The sequence below is a fragment of the Nocardia sp. NPDC058480 genome (genome assembly GCF_042720495.1).
GTDB lineage: Bacteria > Actinomycetota > Actinomycetes > Mycobacteriales > Mycobacteriaceae > Nocardia.
This window is the reverse complement of sequence record NZ_JBHXMN010000015.1, coordinates 86315-112737: the sequence shown is the minus strand read 5'-3', so window position 1 is coordinate 112737 and position 26423 is coordinate 86315. Positions and strand designations below refer to the sequence as shown.

The following is a 26423-nucleotide window of genomic DNA, read 5'->3' as shown; positions in this document are numbered from 1 at the left end:
ACACCCCGCTGGCACCCAGGTCAGCGGATTGTCGTCACCTCAGGTTCGGTCACCGGCCGATCCAGCACAGTGTCGGCCTGCCCGCGCAGAAACTTGTCGAACATGGCCGCGACGTAACCCCGCACCAACATCGCCATCCGATCCGGGTCGATGGCGCCGATGTAGGTCGACGCGGCGGGCCGGGCTACGGCGGGCACCAGCGACGGCATATCGGTGAAGTCGTAGTGCGCCGAATCGGCAATGGCCAGATGACGTTTCCAACCGGTGGCCCGCTGCCAGAAAGCATCGAGGGAGGGGTTGGCATCCAGCCCGGCGAGCGAGTCGAGAACGAACCGGAAGTCGAGCAATCGCGCGGCGACGTACTTCTCCCGGATGGCGGTGTCGAAGCCGTTCGGTGCCGCGGCGGGCCGCACGATCCGGCCGCCGGGGAATTCGACGGCCGGGCCGGATTCGTAGGTGTGGTCGACCGTCACCACCGCATAGCCGCGCGAAGCCAGATCCTCGGCGATCCCCGTGCCCAGAATCCGCGAGACACCGCCACCGGGCGTGTAGAGCACGACCGGATAGGTGCCCGCGGCCTGTGCGGGCGCGCCCCGACGGGCATGTACCAGTGCGCCGGGAAGCTCGATGCCCAGCTTCTGCTCCAGTCCGGGAATCAGCTCGGTCGACGCGTAGTGCGCCCGCAGGTACCGGTCCACGTCGGTCGCCGGGTAGAACACCGAGAACGTCAGCTCCCTCGACCGGTCCGGCTGGAACGGATCCGGCCGGGCGCCGTCGATCAGGTGCAATGTCGTCGTGCCGACCGGCAGGGCGCCACTCGGGCTCGGCAGCACAGCGACACCACCCGGCCCGGCATCGGCGGCACCCGCGCTCGTCGCGACCAGCGCACAGACCGACAACGAGACCACAAGCGCGCGACGGAACACCGTCTCCCCCATCATCATTCGCAGCCGGGGCCGCGAACAGCCCGACTGTCGCGAACACGCTAGCAAACCGTGCGATCGGTGATGGATCGAATCATCGTGCGCCGCAGTCACTCAGCCGAGAATCTCCCTGGCGAGTTCGCGCATCTCGGCCTTGCGGACCTTGCCGGTGACCGTCATCGGGAACTCGTCGACCACGTGGACGTAGCGCGGGATCTTGTAGTGAGCGAGGCGACCGGTGCAGAAGGCTCGGACGGCAGCGGCATCGAGGGGTGACGCGCCCTCGCGCAACCGAATCCACACCATGAGTTCCTCGCCGTATTTGTCGTCGGGGACGCCGATGACCTGGGCGTCGACGATATCGGGATGTGTGTAGAGGAACTCCTCGATCTCGCGGGGATAGATGTTCTCGCCACCGCGGATGACCATGTCCTTGATCCGGCCGGTGACCGCGAGGTAGCCGTCCTCGTCCATCACACCGATGTCGCCGGTGTGCATCCAGCGGGCTGCGTCGATCGCCTCGGCGGTCTTGTCCGGCTGCTCCCAGTAACCGAGCATCACCGAGTAGCCGCGGGTGCACAGTTCACCCGGTTCGCCGCGTGACACGGTGCGCCCGGTCTCCGGGTCGACCACCTTGACCTCGAGGTGGGGGCCGACCCGGCCGACAGTGGCGGTGCGGCGGTCGATGCTGTCGTCGCGACGGGTCTGTGTGGAGACCGGCGAGGTCTCGGTCATGCCGTAGCAGATCGCGACCTCGGCCATGCCGAGCCGGTCGATCACTCGTTTCATCACCTCGACCGGGCACGGTGAGCCCGCCATGATGCCGGTGCGCAGGCTGGACAGCTCCGGCGCGGCACCGCTGTCGAGTTCGGCCAGCATCGCGATGAACATCGTCGGCACGCCGTAGAGCGAGGTGCAGCGTTCGGCGGCGACGGCGGCCAGCGTCGCGGCCGGATCGAACGACGGCGCCGGAATCACCACGGCCGCACCGTGTGAGGTGACCGCGAGATTGCCCATCACCATCCCGAAGCAGTGGTAATACGGAACCGGGATGCAGACCCGGTCGGCTTCGGTGTATCCGCAGAGCTCGCCGACGAAGAACCCGTTGTTGAGGATGTTGTGGTGACTGAGCGTCGCGCCCTTCGGGAAACCCGTTGTGCCCGAGGTGTATTGGATATTGATCGGATCGTCGGCCGACAGCGTCTCGGCGATCGCGGCCAACCGTCCGGCGTCGGGCACCGTCTCGGCCACCTGCTGCCACGGCGCGGTGCCGAGGATCAGCACCTGTTCCAGGGCTGGACAGTTCGGTCGGACCTGCTCGATCATCGCGACGTAGTCCGAGGTCTTGAACTCCGGTGCGGCGATCAGCAGGCGCACTCCGGCCTGGCGGAGGACGAAGTCGAGTTCGCTGGTGCGATAGGCGGGATTGATATTGACCAGGATCGCGCCGATCTTCGCCGTGGCGTACTGCACGAGAAGCCATTCCGCGCAGTTGGGCGCCCAGATGCCGACCCGGTCACCGGGGCCGATGCCGTGCGCGGCGAGACCGGTCGCGACGGCGTCGACAGCGGCGCCCAGCTCGCGGTAGGTCCAGCGGCGCCCCGTCGGACAGTCGATGAGCGCGTCGCGCGTCGGGTGGGCCGCGACGGTGCGGTCGAGGTTCGCGCCGATGGTGTCACCGAGCAGCGGGGTTTCGGCGGGCCCGCAGGTGTAGCTGAGTTCGGGCATCAGCGGATCTCCTTGCGCAGCAGGAATCGCTGCACCTTGCCACTCGGGGTCTTGGGCAGGCTGTCCACGAAGTGAACCCTTCTCGGATAGGCGTGGGCGGCGAACTTGTCCTTGACGAGTTGCTGCAGTTCGGCGGTCAGCTCGGCACTGCCCTCGGTGCCGGCGCGGGTCACCACGAAGGCCTCGAGCACCTCGCCGCGGAGTTCGTCGGGCATCCCGACCACGGCGGCCTCGGCGACCTGCTCGTGCAGGACCAGCACGCTCTCGACTTCGAACGGGCCGATCCGGTAGCCCGCCATGATGATCACGTCGTCGTCGCGGGCACTGAAGCGGAAGCAGCCGTCGGCGTCGCGGGCGCCGACGTCACCGGTCAGATACCAACGTCCGTCGGCGGTGAATCGGCTCGCGGTGCGTTCCGGATCGTCGAGGTAGCCCAGGAACCACAGCAGCGGACTGTGGTCGGTGTCGATGGCGACCCGGCCGATCTCACCGGGTGCTGCCTCGATGTCGGCGTCCTCGGCCAGGACCGCACAGGTCCACCCGGGCAGCTGTCTGCCCATCGAACCGAGCGGGGCGGCGACGTCGAGGGCTGGATGCCACGCGTGGCAGATGACCATGCCGTGCTCGGTCTGGCCGTAGTGATCACGCACCGCCACACCGAGGGTGCGCTGCGACCACGCCACCACGTCCGGGGTCAACGGCTCCCCCGCCGACGACGCCCTGCGCAGGACGAATCCGTCCGGGACCGGACCGCTGTCGGCGCGCAACGCCCGGTAGACGGTCGGCGCCGCGGCGAAGTTGGTGACGCCGAAGCGCTGCAGCACGTCCCAGGTGAGTGGCGCCGAGAAGCCCGCGTGCAGCAGCAGGCTGCGCACGCCGGTGGCCAGCGGCCCCAGGATCGCGTAGTAGAGGCCGTACGCCCAGCCCGGGTCGGCCGCGTTCCAGAAGACGTCCGCTGGGCGCACGTCCAGGGCGAATTCCTGGTAGGCGTGGAAGGACGCCAGCGCGCGGACGGGGATCGGCACGCCCTTGGGTGTTCCGGTGGTGCCGCTGGTGAACAACTGGACCAGCAGGCCGTCGCCGCCGACCGCCACCGGCCGCGCGCGCGGATCGTCGGGCCGGTGCGCGGCGAGCAGATCGTCGAAGCGCAGCGCGCCGGGGATCTCGGCGTCGCCGACGATGATCGTCCGGTAGCCGGCCGCGGCGAGTTTCGGCGCCTGGTCGGCATCGGCGACAACGACTTTCGCGTGACTCGCGCTCAGCCGGAGCTCGATGGCGGGTGCGGCGAACGCGGTGAACAACGGCACGTGCACCGCGCCACGGCGCCAGATACCGAGCAGGGCCACCACGAGCTCAGCGGACTTCCCCATCAGCGTCCCCACCCGGTCGCCTGGCTCGACGCCGAGTTCGGCCAGCGCGGCGGCGAATCGGGTCGAGCGCTCCCGCAGCTCGCCGTAGGTCAACTCGTGCGCGCTCAGATCGGCTTCGACCACCGTGAACGCGATCTGCTCGGCCGGATGCCGATCGCAGAGCAGTTCGGCCGCGCAGGCCCCGGGTCCGTCGTAGTCGTCGAGCAGGTCGCGCACCCGCGCGTCCAGGTCGGTAGTCATCGCAGCTTCTCCTCAACACCCGGGCATCGTCTGCCGGGTCTGACCTAGAATGTGGCATAGCTCACGACGACCACTACCCCCGAAAAGGGGTGATCCATGACTTCCCTGTTGCGCCCGCGCGACGGTGACGCGCTGCGCGCCGAGATCCGCTGGGTGGCGCGCCGGGCGGGCGTCCCGGTGGTGTTCGGCGGCGCGGTGGACGAGGACACCCTGCTGCTCACCGAGTTCGCGGGCACCGTCACCACGGGCATGCGCGGGCTGTCGGTGCTGCGCACCTCCGGTCTCGGCGGACAGGCTATGGAGTACCGCAGGCCCGCGTCGGTGGCCGACTATCGGGGCGCGCCCACCATCACCCACCACTACGACGCCGCGGTTCTCGGCGAGGGACTGCGGTCGGTGATCGCCGTGCCGGTCCTGGTCTCCGATCAACCTCGCGCGGTGCTCTACGCGGCCACTCGTGGCGCGACCCCGCTCGGCGACCGCACCGCCGAGGTGATCCTGCAAGCGAGTCGGCGGCTCGCCGCCGAGATCACCGTCCGCGATGAGGTGGACCGGCGGGTCCGGCTGCTCGACCTCGCGGCGCCGCCGCCGGCGTCCACGCCGGCGGCGACCGAGGAACTGCGCGAGATCCACGCCGAACTGCGCGCCCTCGCGACCGCGACCGGCGATCTCGCCCTGCGCGACCGGCTTTCCGGGGTGTGCGAACGATTGACCGAGGTGTTGACCGGCGCGCCCGGCGGCGACGCGCCGCGACTGTCGCGGCGTGAGCTCGATGTGCTCGCCCAGATCGCGCTCGGCTGCACGAATCAGGAAGCGGCGCTTCGGCTCTCGCTCGGCGCCGAAACCGTGAAGAGTTATCTGCGGCAGGCGATGAGCAAGCTCGATGCGAGCACTCGACACGAGGCGGTGGCGCTGGCACGGCGGCACGGCTTGCTGCCCTGAACGGCCGTCACCGCCCCCTTCACGCACTGTCCCCTATGTGCGATATATCACTTTTATTCGACCGCCATGAGTGTTCCAATGCCCTGGAACAGTCACGCGGACGGACCCGATCGCCCACGGCGGCACGAGACACCGGCATCGAAACTCGCAACACACCTACGTCGGTAACAGCCGATCACCCACGGACGCAATGCCTGTACTGGGAACATCGGCGCGCAGCCCGTTCGGATTCACCGCGCCGGACCCGATCGCGCCGAAAGACGCAGGTACCGAACCCATTCCGAATGGAACCAGCAAGTCTCAGGTTGGACGATCGCACAACGCATGACCGCAATGGATACCCAACTGTCTTTAGGCAAAACAATCTCGGCGCGCATCCGGCCCGGTACCGTCGGTCCGATGACGGAGCCTTTTCAACTGGCCGGCCTCTCACTGGACTGTGACGACCCCGAGTCCCTCGCCCGCTTCTATCTCGGGCTGCTCGGTGGCCGTGTCCTGTGGAACGACGCGCACAGCGTCGGTATCCGTATTCCGTCGGGACTGACGGTCGCCGCGCAACGCGTCGAGGACTATTATCCGCCGCAGTGGCCCGGCACAGCCGCGGTACACCTGGACCTCGCCGCCGACGCCGACCTGGATCTCTGCGAACAGCACGCCCTCGCGATCGGCGCGAAACCCGCACCGGTGCAACCGGATCCGCGCTGGCGCGTGTTGCTCGACCCTGCCGGGCATCCGTTCTGCATCACCACCCGCGTGATCGCGGGATAGGTCAGGGCAGCAGATCGGGACGACGCTGCGCTGTTCGTTCCAGTGACTGTTCGTGGCGCCACGCGGCTACCTTGGCGTGGTCGCCCGAGAGCAGGATCGGGGGCACGTCGAGGCCCCGCCACGACACCGGCCGGGTGTAGCTGGGGCCCTCGAGGAGTCCGTCGGAGAACGAATCCTCCTGGTGGGACTGCTGATTGCCGAGCACGCCGGGGATCAGGCGCACCACGGCCTCGGTCATCACGAGCACCGCGGCCTCGCCGCCGATGAGCACGTAGTCGCCGATACTCACCTCTTCGACACGGACGCGGCGGGCGGCGTCATCGAACACGCGCTGATCGATGCCCTCGTAGCGCCCGCAGGCGAAGACGAGGTGTTTCTCGGTGGCCCAGCGCTGCGCGGTGGCCTGGGTGAACGGCACACCGGCCGGGGTGGGGACGACGAGCAACGCGTCGTCGGGGCACACCTCGTCCAAGGCATCGCCCCAGACGGTGGGCTTCATGACCATGCCGGGACCACCGCCGTAGGGCGAGTCGTCGACCGACTTGTGCACGTCGTGCGTCCAATTGCGCAGGTCGTGCACACCGACCGAGATCAGGCCCTTGTCGACGGCTTTGCCGAGCAGCGCGGTACGCAGCGGCTCGAGATACTCCGGGAAGATCGTGACGACATCGAGTTGCACGAATTACTCCGGATCGAGCAGGCCCTCGGGCGGTGTGATGACCACCAGTCCATCGGCGAGCGAAACCGTCGGCACGATGGCGGTGACAAAGGGAATGAGAATTTCGCGACCGTCGTCGGCGGCACGCACCGACAGCAGTTCGCCCGCGGCCGAATGCAGCACCTCGGTGACCGTGCCGACTGCGGTGCCGTCGGCGAACTCGACCCGAAGGCCTTCGAGTTCGTGGTCGTAGAAGGCGTCGTCATCATCCGACGGCGGCAGTGAATCGCTGTCGACGACGAACAAGGTGCCACGCAGGGCGTCGGCGGCGGTGCGGTCGTCGATTCCATCGACGTACACCAGAAGTCGGCCCGAGTGCTCTCGGGCCGACTTCACGGTGTAGTCACGGGTCGCCGCGGACTTCGGCAGCCTGCCGCGCAACGTAGCGCCCGGCGCGAACCGGACGTCCGGCTCGTCGGTGCGAACATCGACGACGAGTTCGCCGCGCACGCCGTGCGACTTGGCGACCCGACCTACGACGAGTTCCATCTAGGCGTCGGTATCGACCACGTCGACCCGGATCCCACGGCCACCGATGCCGGCGACCAGGGTGCGCAGCGCGGTCGCGGTACGACCACCGCGCCCGATCACCTTGCCCAGATCTTCAGGATGGACGTGCACCTCGACGGTGCGCCCACGACGTCCGGTGAGCAGCTCGACACGGACGTCGTCAGGGTTGGCGACGATGCCGCGAACCAGATGTTCGACGGCATCGGCAACAACAGCAGTCATTACTCGGCAGCCTCGGTGGCGGCTTCCTCAGCGGCAGCCTCGTCCTTCTTGGCGGCCTTCTTCTTCGGGGTGACGGCCTCGGTGGTCGGCGCGTTGTCGGCGGCGGCGAGCGCGGCGTTGAACAGGTCCAGCTTGGAGGTCTTCGGGGCCTTGACCTTCAGGGTGCCCTCGGTGCCCGGCAGGCCCTTGAACTTCTGCCAGTCGCCGGTGATCTCCAGCAGACGCTGCACCGACTCGGTCGGCTGCGCGCCGACGGACAGCCAGTACGCGACGCGCTCGGCGTCGATCTGGATCAGCGAAGGCTCTTCCTTCGGGTGGTACAGGCCGATGGACTCGATGGCCCGGCCGTCACGACGGGTGCGGGCGTCGGCGATGACGACGCGGTACTGCGGGTTGCGGATCTTGCCCAGGCGGGTGAGCTTGATGCGAACAGCCATGCTGATCTGCCTCTTTCACTAGTTTGGTCACCACGCGATTCAGCGACCCGCATGGTCTGCGGGTCCGGTTTCGCGCATGTGTGCGTGACCGCCGCGCGGTACGTAACCGGAGACGGGCTGACACTGTCCAGGAAGGACGAGGGTTCATTCTGCCAGACGACCAGGCGAGCCCGGAAATCGCCTCCCTCGGTGACGCGCTATCTCACCGCAACTGCGAGGTGTCGACCAGCACCGGTACCGGACCGGGCGCCTTCACCGTCTCACCGTCGGTGGCGAACACTTCCTGGCGGTAGCCGGACTCGCCCAGCGTGTAGCCCCAGAAGCGCGCGGGCTTGCCGTCTGGAAGTTCGATGATCCACAGATACGGCACCCGCGCCGATGCGTAGGCCGCAATTTTGGTGTCCCGTTCCTCGCGGCTGTTGCCCGGGGACCACACCTCCACCGCGAGTACCACATCGTCCGCCGCAAAATTGACGCGGTCGGGCGGAACGCTGACCACCGCGATATCGGGAATTATCCCGATACGAAAAGGCGTACTGATCCGGACACCCACAGCGAGGAGCGCCGTGAGATCCGGGCGACCCGCCGCACGAACAGCAGCGCGTAGAGCGACGAACAACTCACCCGCAGCGTACTGATGTGGACCACCTGGCGGCGGCGTCATGTGCAGGTACCCCCAGATGAGTTCGAGTCGAGATCCATCGACCGGCTGCTCTTCGGCGAGCCAGTCTTGCACAGTCTTCGGGCCCAGCGGGTGGAACATCGAAACCTCAGCGCTCATGGTCATTCCGTCCGATCTCCCGTTCGCTTGGCGCTCGCTCGAACCGAACTCGTGCGGTCAACCAGGGTAGGCGGCGGGCAACGAACTTTGTGGTAGCCACCGGCCGACCGCTCGACTCCACTGTATATAAGCCTGGTGAGCGTTTCGCGCGAAACTGGTGAGCGTTATGCGCGAAGTTCGCACGGTTTGCGCGTATTTCACACCGAACGGTGAGATGGAGCCGGGGCTCAGCGGTGGCCGGTGACGGGGTTGGGGGTTTTGACGACCATGCCGCGGAGGACCACCCATAGGGGATCGGTGAGGGCGGCGGGATTGGTGCGAGGGTCTTCGGCGTAAACGACGAAGTCGGCCGGGGCTCCTTCTTCGATGCTGGGGCGGCCGAGCCAGGTGCGGGCGTTCCAGGAGGCGGCGCCGAGAGCCTCGTGGGGTGACAAGCCGGCCCCGGACAGGGCGGTGATCTCGTCGGCGATGCGGCCGTGGCGGATGGAGCCGCCCGCGTCGGTGCCCGCGTAGATCGGAACGCCCGCCTCGTGGGCGTTGCCGACGGTGTCGCGGACGCGGCGGTGCAGATCGCGCATGTGGGCGGCGTAGACCGGGAACTTCGTGGCGCTGTCGGCGATGCCGGGGAAGGTGTCGATGTTGATCAGGGTGGGGACCAGGGCGGTGCCGTTGGCCACCATCAGCTCGATGGTGTCGTCGGTGATGCCGGTGCCGTGTTCGAGGCAGTCGATGCCGGCGTTGATCAGACCCGGCAGCGCGTCCTCACCGAACACGTGCGCGGTGACCCGAGCCCCGTTCGCGTGGGCCGCGTCGATGGCCTGCTTCAGGATGTCGTCACTCCACAGCGGCCGCAGGTCGCCGACCGAACGGTCGATCCAGTCGCCGACGATCTTCACCCAGCCGTCGCCGAAGCGGGCCTGCTCGGCGACGATCTCGGGCAGGTCGCGTTCGTCGTCGAGTTCGATGCCGAGTTCGCGGATATAGCGCTTGGGGCGGGCGATGTGGCGACCCGCGCGGATGATCCGCGGCAGCTCGGCGTGCTCGTCGATGAAACGGGTGTCGATCGGCGAGCCCGCGTCGCGCAGGAGCAGCGCGCCCACATCGCGTTCGGTCTCGGCCTGCTCGATCGCGCCCTCGTGGGTCTCGTCCCCGCCGCCGTAGCGGATGCCGACATGGCAATGGGCATCGACGAGGCCCGGCACGATCCATCCTGTGCGACACAGGGTCTCGGCCTCACGCACGGGCTCGAATGTCACGACCCCGTCGACAACCCAGAGGTCGCGCTCCTCGTCACCGGGCAGGACCACACCACGCAGATGCACACGAACCTCCAGACGTCGGCCTGAGATCGAACCTACCGCGCGCGATCGATGCACGCACACGACCCCGCGGCGGAACTCGGCGCCGACCGCGAACCCTTCGCGGGCGCCGTCAGTCGCCTACCGGATCGCCATCGAGAAAGACCCGCACGGCGGTGACCCGCGGCCGATCCGGCGCGAAGTCGACGAAGGCCACACCGCGCGACGCACCGACCCGCACGCTCACGCTGACGGTGCGCCCCGCGGCGATCATCTTGTCCCACTCGATGTCTCGCGCGCGCTCGGCGAAGTCCGCCGCCGCGATCGGGTGACCGGCAGGCAACTCGACCACCGCCCGCTCATCGAGCAGCGCGCGCACACCGTCCGAGTCACCGGCGGCAGCCGCTTCGAACAGCCCGCGGACGACACGTTTCCCCGCCCCGCCCACACCCCGCAACGCCCGCATCATGCCCATCGCCCCGCCCACGCCCAGCTCGGCGACGAGTTGCGGACCGAGCTTCGCGCCCGCGAGCAGACCGGTCGGCCCGGTGCGCAGCAGTCGCGCGATCATCACCGCGAGCTCCCAGTGCGCGGCGAGCCGGGCGATCCGCCAGCCGCCAGCCGCGGCGACCAGGTCGTAGCGCAGATGCATCGGCACGGTGACGGTCGCGCCGGTCGACATCGTGGTCTCGATGTGCAGGTCACGCACCACCGTGTGCCCTGCGACGAGATCGCGGTCGACGCTGAACGCGATGGAGTTCGGCGCGATGAAGACGTTGTAGAAGCGCGAGATCGCGTCGGGGCCGATGTGCTCGCGCGAGCCGTACGGGTCGTGCACCGCGGCGTTCCCGGCGAACAATCCGACCCAGCCGTCCTTGTCGTGCGCGGCCACGGCTCGCGGTGACTCGCGCACGGCCGCGAGCAGGTCTTCATCGGTCCGATCCAACGGCATGTACGTCCTCCATAGTCGTGCTCACCCTGCGCGATCCATGATAGAACGTGTTCTAGTTTTGCGTCGGCGATCGTGCCCGGCGCCTGTTGAACAAGAGGATCTCGATGGACTGGTACACCGGGAACACCACCTACGACACCGTGCTGACCATCGCCTTCGCCTTCGCCGCGTTCGTGATCGTCGGCGGACTGTTCGCGCAGAGCCCCTACGGCCGCTTCGCGTCGAACAAAGTCGGCTTCAATCTCAACCCCAAACTGGGCTGGTGGCTGATGGAGCTGCCCGCGACCGTCGTGTTCGCGGTGTTCTATCTCAGCGGCCCCGATCGCTTCGAACCGGTGCCGCTGGTATTGGCCGCCATCTGGCTGCTGCACTACAGCAACCGCGGCTGGTTCTTCCCGCTGTCCATCCGGCAGGTGCCGGGCAAGAAGAGCAGTTTCAACGTCTCGGTGGTCGCGGCGGGCGTGTTCGTGACGGCCCTGCACGGCTATCTCAACGGCGCGTTCTTCAGCAACGACTACAACAACCAGTACAGCACCGCCTGGTTCACCGATCCACGCTTCCTGATCGGAGTCCTCGTGTACCTGTGCGGCTTCGGCCTGCTGGTCCGGTCCGAGGCGATCGTGCGCAATCTGCGGGACAAGAACAACCCCGGCGCCGCCGAGTACCGCATCCCGCACGGCGCGGGCTTCCGGTTCGTCACCAGCCCGGCCTACCTCGGCGAACTGATCGCCTGGGCCGGGTTCGCGCTGCTCACCTGGTCGCTGGCCGGTGTCGTGATCTTCTTGATCACCGCGGGGAACCTGGTGCCGCGCGCCTTCGCAACCCATCGTTGGTACCGGGAGAAGTTCGCCGACTACCCCCCAACCCGCAAGGCGTTGATCCCCGGCGTGATCTGACACCAACCCCGCACCCGCGACCCCTGGGGAGCGGCGGCCACGCAGTGGCCGGTCCGCGGCCGGGTCGCCGGTTAGCGCTCGAAAGCGCTGAGCCGAAGGCTCTAGTCTCGAGCGCTAACCGGCGACCCCTCAGGGCCGCGGACACGCGCGCGCCAGCGCGCCAAAAACTCAGTTCTTGGGGAACTTCAGCTGTGACAGATCGATTCCGTCCAGGCCGGGCGGCAGCTGATCGAGACCGGGCGGCATGTTCGACAGATCCATGCCCGGCGGCAACCCCGGCATCCCGGCGGGCATTCCGGGGAACCCACCACGCACCTTCGGCGGGGTAGGCCCACGCCCACCCTTTTTGCCCTTCTTGCCGCCCTTTTTGGTGCTGCTGCGGCGTGCGCCGGGCATCCCCATCTGCCTGCCCATCATCGCCATCATCTTCTTGGCTTCGAAGAAGCGGTCGACGAGCTGGTTGACCTCGGAAACCTGCACTCCGGAACCATTGGCGATGCGCAGGCGCCGCGAGGCGTTGATGATCTTCGGGTTGTCGCGCTCGGCGCGAGTCATGCCCCGGATGATCGCCTGCACCCGATCGAGCTGCTTGTCGTCGACCGCGGCCAGCGCGTCCTTCATCTGACCCGCACCGGGCAGCATCCCGAGCAGGTTGCCGATCGGGCCCATCTTGCGGATGGCCAGCATCTGGTCGAGGAAGTCCTCTAGCGTGAGTTCGCCGCTGCCGATCTTGCGCGCGGTCTCCTCGGCCTGCTCGGCGTCGTAGACCTGTTCGGCCTGCTCGATGAGGGTGAGCACATCGCCCATGCCGAGGATGCGCGAGGCCATCCGGTCGGGGTGGAAGACGTCGAAGTCCTCGAGCTTCTCACCGGTGGAGGCGAACATGATCGGCGCGCCGGTGACATTGCGCACCGACAGCGCCGCGCCACCGCGGGCGTCACCGTCGAGCTTGGTGAGCACGACACCGGTGAACCCGACACCGTCGCGGAAGGCTTCGGCGGTGCTGACCGCGTCCTGACCGATCATCGCGTCGAGTACGAACAGCGTCTCGTCCGGCTGCACGGCATCGCGGATACCGGCGGCCTGGCGCATCAGCTCGGCGTCGATACCGAGGCGACCGGCGGTATCGACGATGACCACGTCGTACTGCTTGGCCTTGGCCTCTTCGATACCGGCCGCGGCGACGGCGACCGGGTCGGCCGCGGTGATCCCGAGCGGATTCTCGCCGCCACCGATGGAGGTGCCGCCGTGCGGGGCGAACACGGGCACACCCGCGCGCTCACCGACGACCTGCAGCTGGGTGACCGCGCCGGGACGCTGGAGGTCACAGGCCACCAGCAACGGCTGGTGTCCCTGACCCTTGAGCCATTTGGCCAGCTTGCCGGCGAGGGTGGTCTTACCCGCACCCTGCAGACCGGCCAGCATGATCACCGTCGGCGGGTTCTTGGCGAGGTTGAGGCGACGGGTCTCGCCGCCGAGGATCGCGACGAGTTCCTCGTTGACGATCTTGACGACCTGCTGCGCGGGATTGAGCGCGCCGGAGACCTCCGCGCCCTTGGCGCGCTCTTTGACGTTGGCGATGAAGCCGCGCACCACGGGCAGCGCGACGTCGGCCTCGAGGAGTGCGAGGCGGATCTCGCGCGCGGTGGCGTCGATGTCGGCCGGTGACAGACGCCCCTTACCGCGCAGATCCTGCAATGCACCGGTAAGCCGGTCGGACAGGGATTCGAACACCGATCGCGCTCCTGATCTGAAAGGGTCTCAGGTCGTCAGACCGAAGTCGGACGTCTATTGCCCTCCCAGGGTAATGGAGGTTATTCGGTATGCCGCACGTGCGGTGGCGCCGTGCGGCGCAACTCGTGCGATTCGATGTTCACCAGGTACACCGCTTCCCTGCCGGTGAGGCCGAGTTCCCGGGAGAGCGCCTCGATGCGAAGCCATTCGGAATCGGCGCTGTCGGCGTGGTGGGCGGCGGTCGAGGCGATGGTCATCGCGGCCAGCGCCTGCGCACCACTGAGGGTGCGCCCCGGCAACCACGAAACCACCCACAGGTCACCACCGACGCAGCGCGCGATGTGCGCGGTCGCGTCGCTGGTCATCATTGACGCGGAAACGACTTCGATAGCCACGGATCAGCTCCCCTCGAACGAGTGACAGCCAGACCAGAGAAATGCTATAGGTCCTATCTCGACTTATCGGGCCGCGAGATCGCTGTGTAGCAACCTGATAGCAATCGGTGAGTAAACCGTGTCCTTACACTGTCAGGCGGTCCCGTCGGTTGCGGTCGGCGGCGGAGTGGGCGCGGGCCGGGGAACCACGTCGAGGACGGCCTTTTCGATGCGGTCGCGCAGGGCGGGGCTGTCGGAGTCGCCCAGATCGAGGCAGAAGGCGTCGACCACGGCCGAGCCCATCGTGACCACCTTGGCCCACCGGACATTCGCTCCCGTCGCGGCGAAGGCACCGGCCAGTCTGCTCAGCAAACCGATCCGATCGTCGGCACGCAGCTCCAAGATCACCTGTCCTGGTGTGCTGACAGGTGACCAGATCAGCCGCGGCGCAGCACGCGCGTACCGGCCGGGCCCGGTCCCGACTGCTTCGGCTTCGCGTTTGGCCAGCACTGCGGGCAGGTCGAGCGCGCCGGTGGTGGCTCGGATCAGTTCCTGACGCAGCAGACCCGCGTCCGGCGGGTCGCCGAATTTCGGCATCACCACGAAGGTGTTGATCGCCGAGTCCCCCGCACTGCCCAGCGAGGCCGAGAGCACGCGCAGCGCGTGCAATGCCAGGACACCGGCGGCGTCGGAGAGCAGACCGGGCTCGTCGGGGGCGATCACCGTCACCACGAAGGTGTGTTTGCCGTCGCCGGGCGCGAGGCTGACGTGCACGCCGCCCGCCGCGGCCTTGTCCGAGAGCTCCGGGTCGATGGGTTCCGGTTGCGGCAGCGGCTCGCCCGCCATGACGAGCCGGCAGCGGCGCACCAGCTCGCCGATCAGCGAGGCCTTCCAGTCACCCCAGACGCCGGGGCCGGTGGCCATCGAGTCGGCCTCGGCCAGCGCGTGCAGCAGTTCGAGCAGGCCGACGTCACCGCCGAGCGCGTCGGCGACATTCTGCACGGTCGCCGGGTCGTCGAGGTCGCGCCGGGTAGCGGTGTCGGGCAACAGCAGGTGGTGGCGCACGATCGCGCTGAGGGTGCGCACATCCGAGGGCCACAGGCCGAGCCTGCGGCCGATGTGGGTGGCCAGTTCGGCGCCGACGATGCTGTGGTCGCCTGTTCGGCCCTTGCCGATGTCGTGCAGCAGCGCGCCGAGGGCGAGCAGGTCGGGCCGGGCGACCCTGGTGCTCAGGCCACTCGCGAAGGAGACCGTCTCCATCAGGTGCCGATCGACGGTCCAGGTGTGCAGCGCGTCGCGCGGCGGTAGGTCGCGGACCGCTCCCCATTCGGGAAAAAGCCTGCCCCACAAACCCGTTCGATCGAGCGCCTCGACCGCGTCGATGCTGCCGCGGCCCGCGCCGAGCAGCACGAGCAGGTCGTTGAGCGCGTCCTTGGGCCACGGTTCGCGCAGTTCGGGCGCGTCCTCGGACAAGCGATTGAGCGTGGTCGCCGACATCGGCAGCCCGGTCTGCGCCGACGCCGCGGCCACCCGAAGGATCAGCCCGGGATCGCGTTGCGGGCGGGCGTCTCTGGCCAGCACCACCTCGCCGGAGTGCTCGACCACCCCCTCATCGAGTGGTCGGCGCACCGGCATCCGGCGCAGTCTGGCCAGGCCGCGCCGCGGTAGCGCGTTGGCGGCCGTACGCAGACCGACGTCGCATGAATAGCTCACCGTACGCGCCGAATCGGTCAATGTCCGGGCGAGATCGAAACGGTCACCGATGCGCAGCGCGGCGCCGATCTCGTCGGCGTCCTGGGCGCGCAGCTGATCGCGGGCCCGGCCGGCGACCCGGTGCAGTTCGGTGCGCACGTCGAGGAGTCGGCGGTGTGCCTGTTTCAGGCCGCCGCCGGGGACCTCGGGGCCCAATCCCGGCATGGCGTCGGTCAGCTGGGCGATCGAGAGCGCGTCGAGCAGCTGGATATCGCGCAGGCCGCCGCGACCGTTCTTGAGATCGGGTTCGGCGCGGTGGGCGATCTCGCCGCTGCGCTGCCAGCGTGCGGTGGTCCGGTCGATGAGATCGTCGAAGCGGGACCGGATTCCGGTGCGCCATTCCCGGCGCACGCCGCCGATGAGCAGATTGCTGAGGTCTTCGTCGCCGACGATGTGGCGGGCTTCGAGCAGGCCGAGCGCGGCGATCATGTCGTCGGCGGCCACCCGCAGCGCCTGCGGCACGGTGCGCACGCTGTGGTCGAGCTTGATGTGGGCGTCCCACAGCGGATACCAGAGTTGATCGGCGACCTCGGAGACCACCTTGGGGTCGACGTCGTCGTGCAGCAGCACGAGGTCGAGATCGGAATACGGCAGCATCTCGCGGCGGCCGAGTCCGCCGACCGCCACGACCGAGAGGCCGCTGTCGGCGGTGATGCCGAGTTCGTTGCCCTTGCCGGTGAGCCACAGTTCGAACAGGTCGACCAGGGCCTCGCGCAGCGATTCCGGATCGAGCCGTGGATTGCGAGTGCCCGCTCCGTCGAGCAGTTGCGCCCTGGCCTTGACCAGATCCGCCGCTCCGTTGTTCTGAGTACCGCCGTTCCGCTGTGCCACAGCCCACACCACCATTTCATGCGGGCGGCCCCGCCCCGACCGGATTCTCACCGGTGGGAGCGGGGCCGCCGCTCGATCGATTGTCGTGCGTTCCCTACCGAATTACAGTGCGTCGCTTCCGCGTTCGCCGGTACGGACGCGGATGATGGTGTCCACCGGGGTCACCCACACCTTGCCGTCGCCGATCTTGCCGGTCCGCGAGGCTTCGACGATCACCTCGACGACCTTCTCGACCGACGCATCGTCCACGACGACCTCGACCCTGACCTTGGGAACGAAATCCACCGAGTACTCAGCACCGCGGTAGACCTCGGTGTGGCCCTTCTGCCGGCCGTATCCCTGGACTTCGCTGACGGTCATGCCGAGCACGCCTGCCTGTTCCAGCCCGGTCTTCACATCTTCGAGCGTGAACGGTTTGACGATTGCGGTAACCAGTTTCATGTTCGTCATGCCTCCTTGACGAGCGAGCGTGCCGTGCCACCCACAGCAGCGAAATCGTATGCGGTTTCCGCGTGCTCGGCCTCGTCCAGGCCCGCAGCCTCGGACTCTTCACTGGCGCGCAGGCCGATCGTGAACTTGATCGCGTACGCGATGATGGCCGTGGCGACCAGCGAGTAGGCCAAGACGACGAAAGCACCGACAGCCTGCAGCTTCAACTGCTCGACTCCACCACCGTAGAACAAGCCGGTGACGCCCGCCGGAGCTTCGCTCGCAGCGACCAAACCGACCATCAGGGTGCCGACCAGACCACCGACCAGGTGGACGCCGACCACGTCGAGCGAATCGTCGAAGCCGAAGCGGAACTTCAGGCCGACAGCCAGGGCGCACAGCGCACCGGCGACCACGCCGATGGCCAGGGCGCCGACCACGTTCACCGAGGAACAAGCCGGGGTGATGGCGACCAGACCGGCGACGATGCCCGAGGCAGCACCGAGCGAGGTCGGGTGACCGTCGCGGATCTTCTCCACGAGCAGCCAGGCCATCATCGCGGCAGCGGTCGCGATCGTGGTGGTGAGGAAGGTGGCACCGGCGATGCCGTTGGCGCCCAGCGCCGAACCGGCGTTGAAGCCGTACCAGCCGAACCACAGCAGACCGGCGCCGAGCATCACGAACGGCAGGTTGTGCGGACGGAACGGCGTCTTCGGCCAGCCCTTGCGCTTGCCCAGGATGAGGCACAGGACCAGACCGGCGGCGCCGGCGTTGATGTGGACCGCGGTACCACCGGCGAAGTCGATCGCCTTGAGGTTGTTGGCGATCCAGCCACCGGCCTCAGCGGTGTAACCGTCGAAGGCGAAGACCCAGTGCGCGACGGGGAAGTAGACGACGGTGGCCCAGATTCCGGCAAATACGAGCCACGAGCCGAACTTCAGGCGGTCGGCGACCGCGCCCGAGATGAGTGCGACCGTGATGATCGCGAACATGAGCTGGAAGGCGACGAAGACCGTCAGCGGGATACCCGCGGTGATCGGGGCCGTCGGGTCCTCCGGCGTCGCCGTGAACAGCGGGATGCCCGCCGAATCCGCGGCGGTGCCACCGAAGATGCTCTTCAGACCGAAGTACTGGAGAGGATCACCGATCAGGTTGCCCTTGTCCTCGCCGAACGTCATCGAGAAGCCGTATAGACACCACAGGATGGTGACCAGGCCCATCGCGGAGACGCTCATCATGATCATGTTCAGCACGTTCTTACCGCGGACCATGCCGCCGTAGAAGAACGCCAAACCCGGCGTCATCAACAGCACGAGCGCTGCCGACGCCAGCATCCAAGCGGTATCACCGGTATCCGGTGTACCGATCAGTGGAAATGCCACCTTGTCTTCCTCCTCATCTCGGGCCTCGCCGATTACGGCAAAAGGACCTGTACAGAAGGGTCGCCACTCGGTGTTTCATCCGTTGAGCTGTGGTGTTTCGCCTGAGTGAACGGATAGCGCTGTTGTGTTGCATCCACGTTTCGTGTGGTTGGCATGAGCCTGTCAGCTCACGGTGAGGTTGGTACGGAGGTGGGATTCGCCGCGAGTTCGCGCGGCGATTCGCCGCGGCGTCGTTTCCCGGAAACCGGGATGTCAGCCGCGAAAAACAGCGATGCCCGCCCGATCGCTGGATCGGACGGGCATCTACGAGAATCGCTACGCGGTACCACCGAGCAGGGCGTCGACGAACGCACCGGGCTCGAACGGGGCCAGATCGTCGGCACCCTCGCCGAGGCCGACGAGTTTCACCGGCACACCGAGTTCGTGCTGCACCTGGAACACGATGCCGCCCTTGGCGGTGCCGTCGAGCTTGGTGAGCACCACGCCGGTGATGTCGACGACGTCGGCGAACACCCGCGCCTGCATCAGGCCGTTCTGGCCGACGGTCGCGTCGAGGACCAGCAGCACCTCGTCGACCTCACCCTTCTTCTCCACGACCCGCTTGACCTTGCCCAGCTCGTCCATCAGGCCGGTCTTGGTGTGCAGGCGGCCCGCGGTGTCGATGAGCACCGCGTCGACACCACCGTCGATACCCGCGGTGACCGCGTCGAAGGCGACGGCGGCCGGGTCGGCGGCCTCTTTACCGCGCACGGTCTCGGCGCCGACCCGTTCGCCCCAGGTCTGCAGCTGATCGGCGGCGGCGGCGCGGAAGGTGTCGGCGGCGCCGAGCAGCACGCGGCGGCCGTCGGCGACGAGCACGCGGGCCAGTTTGCCGGTGGTGGTGGTCTTGCCGGTGCCGTTGACACCGACGACGAGCAGGATCGCGGGCTTGTCGCCGTGCGGGAGGGCATGGATGGAACGGTCCAGCTCGGGGCGCAGCGCCTCGATGAGCACGTCGCGCAGGGCGCCGCGGGCCTGCTCGGGTGTGCGCACGCTGCGCGAGGCCATCTCTTCGCGCAGGCGTTCGACGATCTTCGCGGTGCTCGCGGTGCCGATATCTGCCAGCACCAGGGTGTCTTCGATCTCCTCCCACGAATCCTCGTCGAGGTCGCCGCCGCCGAGCAGGCCGAGCAGGCTCTTGCCGACCGCGTTCTGGGAGCGAGCCAGGCGCCCGCGCAGGCGGACGAGGCGGCCGGTGGTGGGGTCGATCTCTTCGATCGCGGTGGTGGTGGCGTCGGGCGCTGCGGTCTCGGCCTCGGTGGGCGCTGCGCTGGGCGCGGGCGCGGTGGGCGCTGTGTCCGCGGGCGCAGTGGGCGCGGGCGCGGTGGGCGCAGCGGTGGCTGGCGCGGAGTCGGTAGGCGCGATCGCGGTGTCGGGCTCGGCCGGTGCGACCGTGTCGAGAGTGGACGCGTCGTCGGGGACGACCACGGTCTCGTCGACGGCGACGTCGCCCTCGGGCAGCGCGACATCGGTGATGCCGCGGCGCGGGGCGTCACGCGGGATAGCGGCGTCGTCGCCGACGTGCGGTTGGCCGTCGGTGTCGGTGCGTTCCGGGACGGGTTCGGGCTTCGGCAATGTCGCCGTCGAACCGCCCTGGCTGAAGTTGAACCCACCGGAGGCGGTGTAACCACCGGAGCGGTCCGTCAACTCCTTGTCCGGCTCGGGCGGGGCCAGCGAAATCTGGCGTCGCTTGTACAGGACGAAACCCGCGACGAGCGCCACCAACAGCACGGCGGCGATCGCGGCGATCAGGATCCACGCTTGCGAACTCACCCGGCGAGTCTATTCGTGCGGGGAGTTACCGCACGTCGGCGGCGTCTGCGCGGCAGGTCGGGGAGACGTCTCCGGGCGCGTCGCGGTGTGGCGGAAACACTACAGATTCGTTGTCCTGCGGAACTTCTGGCACTTGCCCCATAGGATCGGCGGAGTGACCGATCGAAACGTGCTTGGGGGGCCGCTGGAAGAGTGCGGCGCCGATCCTCTCACGGGCTTCTACCGGGACGGCTGCTGCAGCACCGGTCCGGAGGATCTCGGCAGCCACACCGTGTGCACCGTCGTGACGGCCGAATTCCTGGAGCATCAGGCCTCCATCGGCAACGACCTCAGCACCCCCCGCCCAGAGAACAATTTCCCCGGCCTGCAACCGGGCGACCGCTGGTGCGTGGTGGCGGTTCGCTGGTTGCACGCCCACGAGGACGGCGTCGCCGCACCCGTGGTGCTGGCCGCAACCCACGAGAACGCGCTGGAGGTCATCTCGGTGGACATCCTGCGCAAATACGCCGTCGACGTCCCCGACGACGTCAGCGACCTGTTGTAGACCTCCGCACCCTGGCCACGCCGGTCCGGCGTGGACTCGACCCACCTGCTCCGACTTTGCGTTCTGCTCCGGCATGGCGCCGCCGCCGTTCACCACGGGCCACACCGTTGCGGCGGTGGCGGGTGGGTGGCTGTGCGCATCTGGACGGTAGGCGGCGGGGCCAGGTGCTTGGCATCATCGTGATCGCGCGCGGTCAGGGGTGGCGTTGGCGATGCGCTTTCTGGCGGCACGCTGCTGAGCAGTAGCGGGCAGGCCTTCCGGTGGTGGAGCGACGCAGACGAGCGTCGCAGACGGGACAGGCTGACGGAGTTTCGCTACTCTCCCCAGTTTCGTTACGGATGACCTTCCTGGGTTCCGTTACGGGTGACGGGCGGGTTCGCAGGGCGTCGAGGATGAGGGCGACGGCCGGGGCGAGGGGGTCGTCCGCGCGTCGATGTCGTTGGATGGCAACGCATCCGGTGAAGATGTCGAGCACGTCGGTGACGACCACGTCGGCTCGGACCGCGCCCTGACGTTGAGCCGAGGCGAGGAGCGCGCCCAGTGCGCGGTGGAAGCGGTTACCTGCGCCGCGAAGTAGGGCGCGGGGCCAGCCGTCGTCGGATTGCACCAGGTCGCAGAGGTCCTTGTTGCCGGGCGTCGTGATGATGACGTGGGCGCACAGGGCGAAAAAGGCCGAGCCCGGGTCCGGATCGGTGAGGCGTTCGGCGGCCAGCGCGGCCAATCCGTCGACGCGCTGCTGCATCACCGCTTCCAGCAGATCGGTTTTCGTCGGAAAGTGCCGGTGGACGGTGCCGGCGCCGACACCGGCGCGGCGGGCCACTTCGGCCAGCGAGACGGTGGTCCCTCGTTCCGCGAGCGCGCGCTGGGCGGCGGCCAGAATCTGTGCGCGGTTGCGGCGCGCGTCGGCTCGGATCGCGGGTTCCGTACCGTTGACGACCGTCATTTCGTTACGCCTTTCCGCTACGTGACCTCGCCAACCGGGTGCGACCGCCCGTAACGTCCGGCATACGGGTTGACCGACCCGATTGTAGGCACACGATCGATCACGAAACGGAGCCCCTCCGCAATGACGTCAGCACTTCCCGTCCTGATCACCGGCGCCACCGGCAAGCAGGGCGGCGCGACCGCCCGCCGGTTGCTCACCGAAGGACATCCGGTCCGCGCCCTGGTCCGCGACACCGACTCCCCCGCTGCCCGCGCACTGGCCATCCTCGGCGCCGAATTGGCGGTCGGCGACCTAGACGACCCCGCATCTCTGCGTGTTGCGGCAGCCGGTACCCGAGCCGTATTCCTCGTTCCACCAGCCGATTACAGCGCGGAAGGCTGGGGCGAGGGGACCGAGGCCCGCCGCGGTACGGCCGTGATCGACGCGGCCCGCGCCACCGGTGTCGAGCAGATCGTGTTCACCGGCGTCGCCACGATGGGCGCCGCGCAATCATGGGGCCAGGAGGGCAAGCGTCAGATCGAAGCGGCCATGGCCGAATCCGGCCTGCGCTACACCGTGCTGCGCCCCGTGCGATTCATGGAGAACTATCTCCTCCACGACTCCCCCGTAGACGGCATCCGCGAAGGCGGCGAACACGCGCACCTGTTCCCCGCCGATCGCCCGCTCCAGATGATCGCCGTCGACGACATCGCCGCCTTCGCCGCCCTGGCCTTCGCCGACCCGGACACCTGGCACGCCCGCACCCTCGAGCTCGCGGGCGAGGCCATCACCCCCGTCGAGGCGGCCGCCACGATCGGCGCCGCCATCGGCCGCCCTATCCACTACCGCGAGGTCACCGAGAAGGAAGCCGACGCGATCGGACCCCAACTCGGCAACACCTGGCGCCTGATCCGCGAAACAGGCGGCTGGCACGCCGACATCCCCGCGTTGCGCTCGCTGCACCCAGAGCTGACCTCGCTGCGCGACTGGTTGGCACGCGGCGGCACACAACGGATCCTCGACCGGATCGACGCCACGGTTCCGGCGAGCCGGCTCCGCTGAACACTCTGCCCGAACCAGCGGCGGGACACGTCCTGGACACAGCGCCCGATCCGGTCGGCTTCGCGAGCCGGGCCGCGACGTCAACCGTGAGTTGGCCGGAGAACCACCTCGACAGCGCTCCGCCGATCCAGCCTCAGACCGAAGCCGCCACCTTGTCGGGGTCGGTGACCTCGGCTCGGTTCAGGCGTTGCGAGATCACCTGGGTGATGCCGTCGCCACGCATGCTCACGCCGTAGAGGGCGTCGGCGATCTCCATGGTGGGCTTCTGGTGGGTGATCACGATCAGCTGGCTCTTCTCGCGCAGCTGCTCGAACAGGCCGATGAGGCGGCGCAGGTTGGTGTCGTCCAGCGCCGCTTCGACCTCGTCCATCACGTAGAACGGAGAGGGGCGGGCGCGGAAGATGGCGACGAGCAAAGCCACCGCGGTGAGCGACTTCTCGCCGCCGGAGAGCAGCGAGAGGCGCTTGACTTTCTTGCCTGGCGGACGGGCCTCGACCTCGATACCGGTGGTGAGCATGTCCGACGGGTCGGTGAGGACCAGCCTGCCCTCGCCGCCGGGGAACAGTTTCCCGAAGACGCCGACGAATTCGCGTTCCACATCGGCGTAGGCCTCGGTGAACACCTGCAGGATGCGGGCGTCGACCTCGGCGACCACGTCGAGGAGATCCTTGCGCGCGTTCTTCACGTCTTCGAGCTGGGTGGCGAGGAAGGTGTAGCGCTCCTCGAGCGCCGCGAACTCTTCCAGCGCAAGAGGATTCACCTTGCCGAGCGTGGTGAGGTCCTTCTCGGCACGCTTGGCGCGGCGCTCCTGGGTCGGCCGGTCGTAGGGCATCGGTTGCGGTGCGCTGACCTGTTCGCCGCGTTCCTTGGCCTGCTCGTACTCGTGCATCTCCAGCGCCGAGGGCGGCAGCACCACATCGGGCCCGTATTCGGCGACGAGCTCGGCCAGTGCGATGCCGAACTGTTCGGAGATGGTCGTCTCGAGCTGTTCGATGCGCAGTGCCGCTTGAGCTTTGGCGACTTCGTCGCGGTGCACGGCATCGGTGAGCTGGGCCAGCTGGGTGTTCAGCGCGCGTGCGCGCTCCTTCACCTGTTCCAGCGCGGCGGCGCATTCGCCACGGCGACGGACCAATTCGTCACGTCGTGCCGCGGCGGTGGCCACCACCTGCTCGAGTTCGTGCTTGATCTTGCTACCCGACTCGGCGACCGCCGCGGCTACAGCGGCCGCTTGACGCCGAGCGGCTTGCGCACGTTCGGCGCGAGCTCTGGCCTCCCGCTCGCCACGCGCGGCCCTGCGCAGCGAATCCGCCTTGCCGCGAACGGATTCCGCCCGTTCCTCCGAGGTGCGCACGGACAACCGGGCCTCGACCTCCATCGTCCGGGCCTCGGCGAGCGCGGCAGCGGCTTCTTCACGGGCGTACCCCGCGGTCTCGGTGCTCGCGGCGCCGAAACTGTCATCGCTGCCGTCGTGTTCGATCTCGGCATGCCGCAACCGGTCCTCGAGTTCGGCCAGCGAGGCCAGCGACTTCTCCCGCGCCGCTTCGGCTTCCGCGCGCTGGGTGGCCAGCCGCTCCCCCTCGGTCTGCGCGGCGCGCGCACTCTGCCCGACGCGGGCCAGCCGGTCGTAGATCGCCAGCAGCGCCTGATCGGATTCGTGCAGCGCCATCAGCGCGTGGTCGGCGGCGTCCTTGCGGTCGGTCTGTTCGGCCAGCGCTCCGGCCAGCGCCGCCTCCAGCTCCTCGGCCCGCCGTTGCGCGGCCGCCAGTTCCGCTGTGGCGGTGTCGATGTCGGCCTGGACCTCGAGCTGGCTCGGCATCCGTTCCGAACCGCCGACGATCCAGCCCGCACCGGCCAGATCGCCGTCACGGGTAACCACCCGTAGTTCCGGGCGCAACGCGACGAGCTCCGTGGCGGTCGCCAGATCGTCGACGACCACGACGTCGGCGGTGAGCGCGGCCAGCGCGGGCCGCACCTGATCCTCGCCATCGAGCACGTCGGCGAGCCACTGCGCACCGGCGGGCAACGCGGAACGCTCGGCCGCAATCGTCGCGCCGGTCGCGAAGACGAATGCCACCCGACCACCGTCACCGCTACGCAATTCCCGGACCGCCGAGTCGGCAGTCGTCGCGGTATCGGCCGTGATGGCATCGGCGAGCGGACCGAGCAGCGCGGCGACAGCGGCCTCGAATCCGGGCTGCACGCGCAACAGACCCGACAAGCGTCCGCCGAGCCCGCTCACTCCGTGTTCGAGCAGCCAGGCCGCGCCGTCCTTGCGGGCCAGGTTCATACCGAGCGCTTCGATGCGGGCACCGAGCCGGGCGACGAGCTTGCTCGCCTCCCGGTCGAGTTCACGCAGTTCCCGCACCCGCTCGTCGGCCAGTCCCTGCGCGGCGACGGCGTGTTCGTGCTGGGCGTCCAGGCCCTTTTCCCCCGCGTCGAGCTCGCCGAGTTCGTCCTGCACCGAGTCGTATTCGACCTGCGCGGTCTCACCACGGTGCCGGGCATCGGCGATGGCCACGGACAGGCGCGCGATCTCGGCGTCCACGGACTGGGCGCGGGTGCGCAACGTGTCGACCTGGCCCGACAGCCGCGCCAGCCCCTCACGCCGGTCGGCGATCGCGCGCACGGCCGCCAGGTGCGCCTGCTCGGCGGCCTTGGCGGCGTGTTCCCGCTCGGCGAGGGCTTCGCGCGCGGCTTCGAGGGTCTCGGTGGCCATCTCGACCGCGTACCGCAGTTCGGCCTCTTCGGCCTCGATCCGGTCGGCCTCGGCCTCGAGCTGCTCCGGGTCGCGGCCTGTGCCGACCGGCACCTCGGTGTGCAGGTGCCTGGCCCGGTCACTCGCGATCCGGATGGTGGCGTTCACCCGTTCGGCCAGTGCCGAAAGCTGGAACCAGGTCTGCGCGGCAGCCTCGGCGCTGGGACTCAGCCGGGACAGCTGGAACTCCTGCTGCGCGAGCGCGGCATTGGCGGCGTCGAGTTCGGTCTGCACAGTGATCTGCTGTTCGCGGGCGTACGCCTCTTTGCTGAGCTGGGACTCCAGTTCGCCACGGCGGGTGACCAGGTCGTCGGCGGCCAGCCGCAGCCGGGCATCGCGCAGGTCGGCCTGCACGGTCTGCGCGCGGCGGGCGACCTCGGCCTGACGGCTGAGCGGCTTGAGCTGGCGTCGCAATTCGGTGGTGAGGTCGGTGAGCCGGGCGAGGTTGGCCTGCATCGCGTCGAGCTTGCGGACCGCTTTCTCCTTGCGCCTGCGGTGCTTGAGCACACCCGCGGCCTCTTCGACGAACGCGCGCCGGTCCTCCGGCCGCGATTCCAGGATCGCCGACAGCCTGCCCTGACCCACGATGACGTGCATCTCGCGCCCGATACCGGAGTCCGACAGCAGTTCCTGCACATCCATCAGCCTGCACGTGCTGCCGTTGATCTCGTACTCGCCCGCGCCGTCGCGGAACATGCGCCGGGTGATCGACACCTCGGCATAGTCGATGGGCAGCGCGCCGTCGGAGTTGTCGATGGTCAGCGTCACCTCGGCGCGCCCGAGCGGTGCCCGCCCGACGGTCCCGGCGAAGATGACGTCCTGCATCTTCCCGCCCCGCAACGCTTTGGCACCCTGCTCACCCATCACCCAGGAGAGCGCGTCGACGACATTGGATTTACCGGACCCGTTCGGCCCGACGACGCAGGTAATGCCAGGTTCGAAGCGCAAAGTGGTCGCAGACGCGAAGGACTTGAACCCCTTCAACGTCAAACTCTTCAAATGCACTACCAAGGACCCTTCCTGCGCGCGAGCAACCAT

At 68.4% G+C, this 26423-nt stretch carries 23 protein-coding genes; 5 read left to right on the top strand and 18 right to left on the bottom strand.

Annotation, left to right across the window (positions count from 1 at the left end; all coding sequences use genetic code 11):
• Positions 1 to 20: 20 nt before the first annotated feature.
• The 3 genes from ACFWO8_RS27220 to ACFWO8_RS27210 form a co-directional block, all read right to left on the bottom strand.
• On the bottom strand, positions 21 to 941 hold the full coding sequence (locus tag ACFWO8_RS27220) for a hypothetical protein (protein WP_378965358.1): 921 nt from the start codon (positions 939 to 941) through the stop codon (positions 21 to 23).
• A gap of 96 nt (positions 942 to 1037) precedes the next feature.
• On the bottom strand, positions 1038 to 2651 hold the full coding sequence (locus tag ACFWO8_RS27215) for an AMP-binding protein (protein WP_378965354.1): 1614 nt from the start codon (positions 2649 to 2651) through the stop codon (positions 1038 to 1040).
• The gene (locus tag ACFWO8_RS27210; protein ID WP_378965349.1) at positions 2651 to 4261 is read right to left on the bottom strand and encodes an AMP-binding protein; all 1611 of its coding nucleotides are present in this window, start codon (positions 4259 to 4261) and stop codon (positions 2651 to 2653) included. Before ACFWO8_RS27210 ends, ACFWO8_RS27215 begins: the two co-directional genes overlap by 1 nt.
• A 96-nt stretch (positions 4262 to 4357) precedes the next feature.
• Between ACFWO8_RS27210 and ACFWO8_RS27205 the strand changes: the two genes are divergently transcribed.
• Together ACFWO8_RS27205 and ACFWO8_RS27200 are read left to right on the top strand one after the other, a co-directional pair.
• A complete protein-coding gene (locus tag ACFWO8_RS27205) occupies positions 4358 to 5203 on the top strand; it encodes a response regulator transcription factor (RefSeq protein ID WP_378965345.1) in 846 nt (281 codons plus the stop codon).
• A gap of 399 nt (positions 5204 to 5602) precedes the next feature.
• A complete protein-coding gene (locus ACFWO8_RS27200; RefSeq protein WP_378626370.1) occupies positions 5603 to 5971 on the top strand; it encodes a VOC family protein in 369 nt (122 codons plus the stop codon).
• 1 nt (position 5972) lies between these two features.
• On the opposite strand, the gene trmD is transcribed toward ACFWO8_RS27200, so the two are convergent.
• From trmD to ACFWO8_RS27165, 7 genes are all read right to left on the bottom strand, one after another.
• Positions 5973 to 6650, bottom strand: coding sequence for a tRNA (guanosine(37)-N1)-methyltransferase TrmD (gene trmD, locus ACFWO8_RS27195; RefSeq protein WP_378965338.1), 678 nt, complete (start codon positions 6648 to 6650; stop codon positions 5973 to 5975).
• Between the two features lie 3 nt (positions 6651 to 6653).
• Positions 6654 to 7178, bottom strand: coding sequence for a ribosome maturation factor RimM (rimM, locus tag ACFWO8_RS27190; protein WP_378965330.1), 525 nt, complete (start codon positions 7176 to 7178; stop codon positions 6654 to 6656).
• A complete protein-coding gene (locus ACFWO8_RS27185; protein ID WP_056811833.1) occupies positions 7179 to 7421 on the bottom strand; it encodes an RNA-binding protein in 243 nt (80 codons plus the stop codon).
• Positions 7421 to 7858: a 30S ribosomal protein S16 gene (gene rpsP, locus ACFWO8_RS27180; RefSeq protein WP_378965320.1), complete on the bottom strand. Its 438-nt coding sequence runs from the start codon at positions 7856 to 7858 to the stop codon at positions 7421 to 7423. The genes ACFWO8_RS27185 and rpsP overlap by 1 nt, the downstream gene beginning before the upstream one ends.
• 202 nt (positions 7859 to 8060) lie before the next feature.
• Positions 8061 to 8639 carry a Uma2 family endonuclease gene (locus tag ACFWO8_RS27175; RefSeq protein ID WP_378965316.1) on the bottom strand — a complete coding sequence of 193 codons (579 nt, stop codon included), beginning with the start codon at positions 8637 to 8639 and terminating at the stop codon, positions 8061 to 8063.
• A gap of 227 nt (positions 8640 to 8866) precedes the next feature.
• Positions 8867 to 9961: an amidohydrolase family protein gene (locus ACFWO8_RS27170; RefSeq protein WP_378965313.1), complete on the bottom strand. Its 1095-nt coding sequence runs from the start codon at positions 9959 to 9961 to the stop codon at positions 8867 to 8869.
• A gap of 109 nt (positions 9962 to 10070) precedes the next feature.
• Positions 10071 to 10889 (bottom strand): nuclear transport factor 2 family protein, encoded by an 819-nt coding sequence (locus ACFWO8_RS27165; RefSeq protein ID WP_378965308.1) that lies wholly within the window; start codon positions 10887 to 10889, stop codon positions 10071 to 10073.
• Between the two features lie 104 nt (positions 10890 to 10993).
• On the opposite strand from ACFWO8_RS27165, the gene ACFWO8_RS27160 reads away from it, so the two are divergent.
• Positions 10994 to 11785, top strand: coding sequence for a 3-oxo-5-alpha-steroid 4-dehydrogenase (locus tag ACFWO8_RS27160; RefSeq protein ID WP_378965302.1), 792 nt, complete (start codon positions 10994 to 10996; stop codon positions 11783 to 11785).
• Positions 11786 to 11953: 168 nt separating this feature from the next.
• Here ACFWO8_RS27160 and ffh read toward each other — a convergent pair whose 3' ends face one another.
• From ffh to ftsY, 6 genes are all read right to left on the bottom strand, one after another.
• Positions 11954 to 13519, bottom strand: a complete 1566-nt coding sequence (gene ffh, locus ACFWO8_RS27155; RefSeq protein ID WP_378965298.1) for a signal recognition particle protein — start codon at positions 13517 to 13519, stop codon at positions 11954 to 11956.
• 80 nt (positions 13520 to 13599) lie between these two features.
• On the bottom strand, positions 13600 to 13914 hold the full coding sequence (locus ACFWO8_RS27150; RefSeq protein ID WP_378900511.1) for a hypothetical protein: 315 nt from the start codon (positions 13912 to 13914) through the stop codon (positions 13600 to 13602).
• Between the two features lie 132 nt (positions 13915 to 14046).
• Positions 14047 to 16491, bottom strand: a complete 2445-nt coding sequence (locus ACFWO8_RS27145) for a [protein-PII] uridylyltransferase (protein ID WP_378965285.1) — start codon at positions 16489 to 16491, stop codon at positions 14047 to 14049.
• A gap of 87 nt (positions 16492 to 16578) precedes the next feature.
• Positions 16579 to 16917 (bottom strand): P-II family nitrogen regulator, encoded by a 339-nt coding sequence (locus tag ACFWO8_RS27140; RefSeq protein ID WP_110036141.1) that lies wholly within the window; start codon positions 16915 to 16917, stop codon positions 16579 to 16581.
• A 5-nt stretch (positions 16918 to 16922) separates the two neighbouring features.
• Complete coding sequence (locus ACFWO8_RS27135; protein ID WP_378965278.1) at positions 16923 to 18287, bottom strand: ammonium transporter; 1365 nt, start codon at positions 18285 to 18287, stop codon at positions 16923 to 16925.
• Between the two features lie 315 nt (positions 18288 to 18602).
• Entirely contained in the window at positions 18603 to 20099 is a 1497-nt protein-coding gene (ftsY, locus tag ACFWO8_RS27130) for a signal recognition particle-docking protein FtsY (RefSeq protein ID WP_378965275.1), read from the bottom strand.
• Positions 20100 to 20253: 154 nt separating this feature from the next.
• On the opposite strand from ftsY, the gene ACFWO8_RS27125 reads away from it, so the two are divergent.
• Positions 20254 to 20643 carry a DUF2237 family protein gene (locus tag ACFWO8_RS27125; RefSeq protein WP_067448994.1) on the top strand — a complete coding sequence of 130 codons (390 nt, stop codon included), beginning with the start codon at positions 20254 to 20256 and terminating at the stop codon, positions 20641 to 20643.
• Positions 20644 to 20836: 193 nt separating this feature from the next.
• Here ACFWO8_RS27125 and ACFWO8_RS27120 read toward each other — a convergent pair whose 3' ends face one another.
• A complete protein-coding gene (locus ACFWO8_RS27120; RefSeq protein ID WP_378965266.1) occupies positions 20837 to 21586 on the bottom strand; it encodes a TetR/AcrR family transcriptional regulator in 750 nt (249 codons plus the stop codon).
• Between the two features lie 123 nt (positions 21587 to 21709).
• Between ACFWO8_RS27120 and ACFWO8_RS27115 the strand changes: the two genes are divergently transcribed.
• Positions 21710 to 22630, top strand: a complete 921-nt coding sequence (locus ACFWO8_RS27115; RefSeq protein WP_378965260.1) for an NmrA family NAD(P)-binding protein — start codon at positions 21710 to 21712, stop codon at positions 22628 to 22630.
• A 133-nt stretch (positions 22631 to 22763) separates the two neighbouring features.
• Here the strand turns inward: ACFWO8_RS27115 and smc are convergent, their stop codons facing one another.
• A complete protein-coding gene (gene smc / locus ACFWO8_RS27110) occupies positions 22764 to 26390 on the bottom strand; it encodes a chromosome segregation protein SMC (RefSeq protein ID WP_378965256.1) in 3627 nt (1208 codons plus the stop codon).
• Positions 26391 to 26423: the final 33 nt, after the last annotated feature.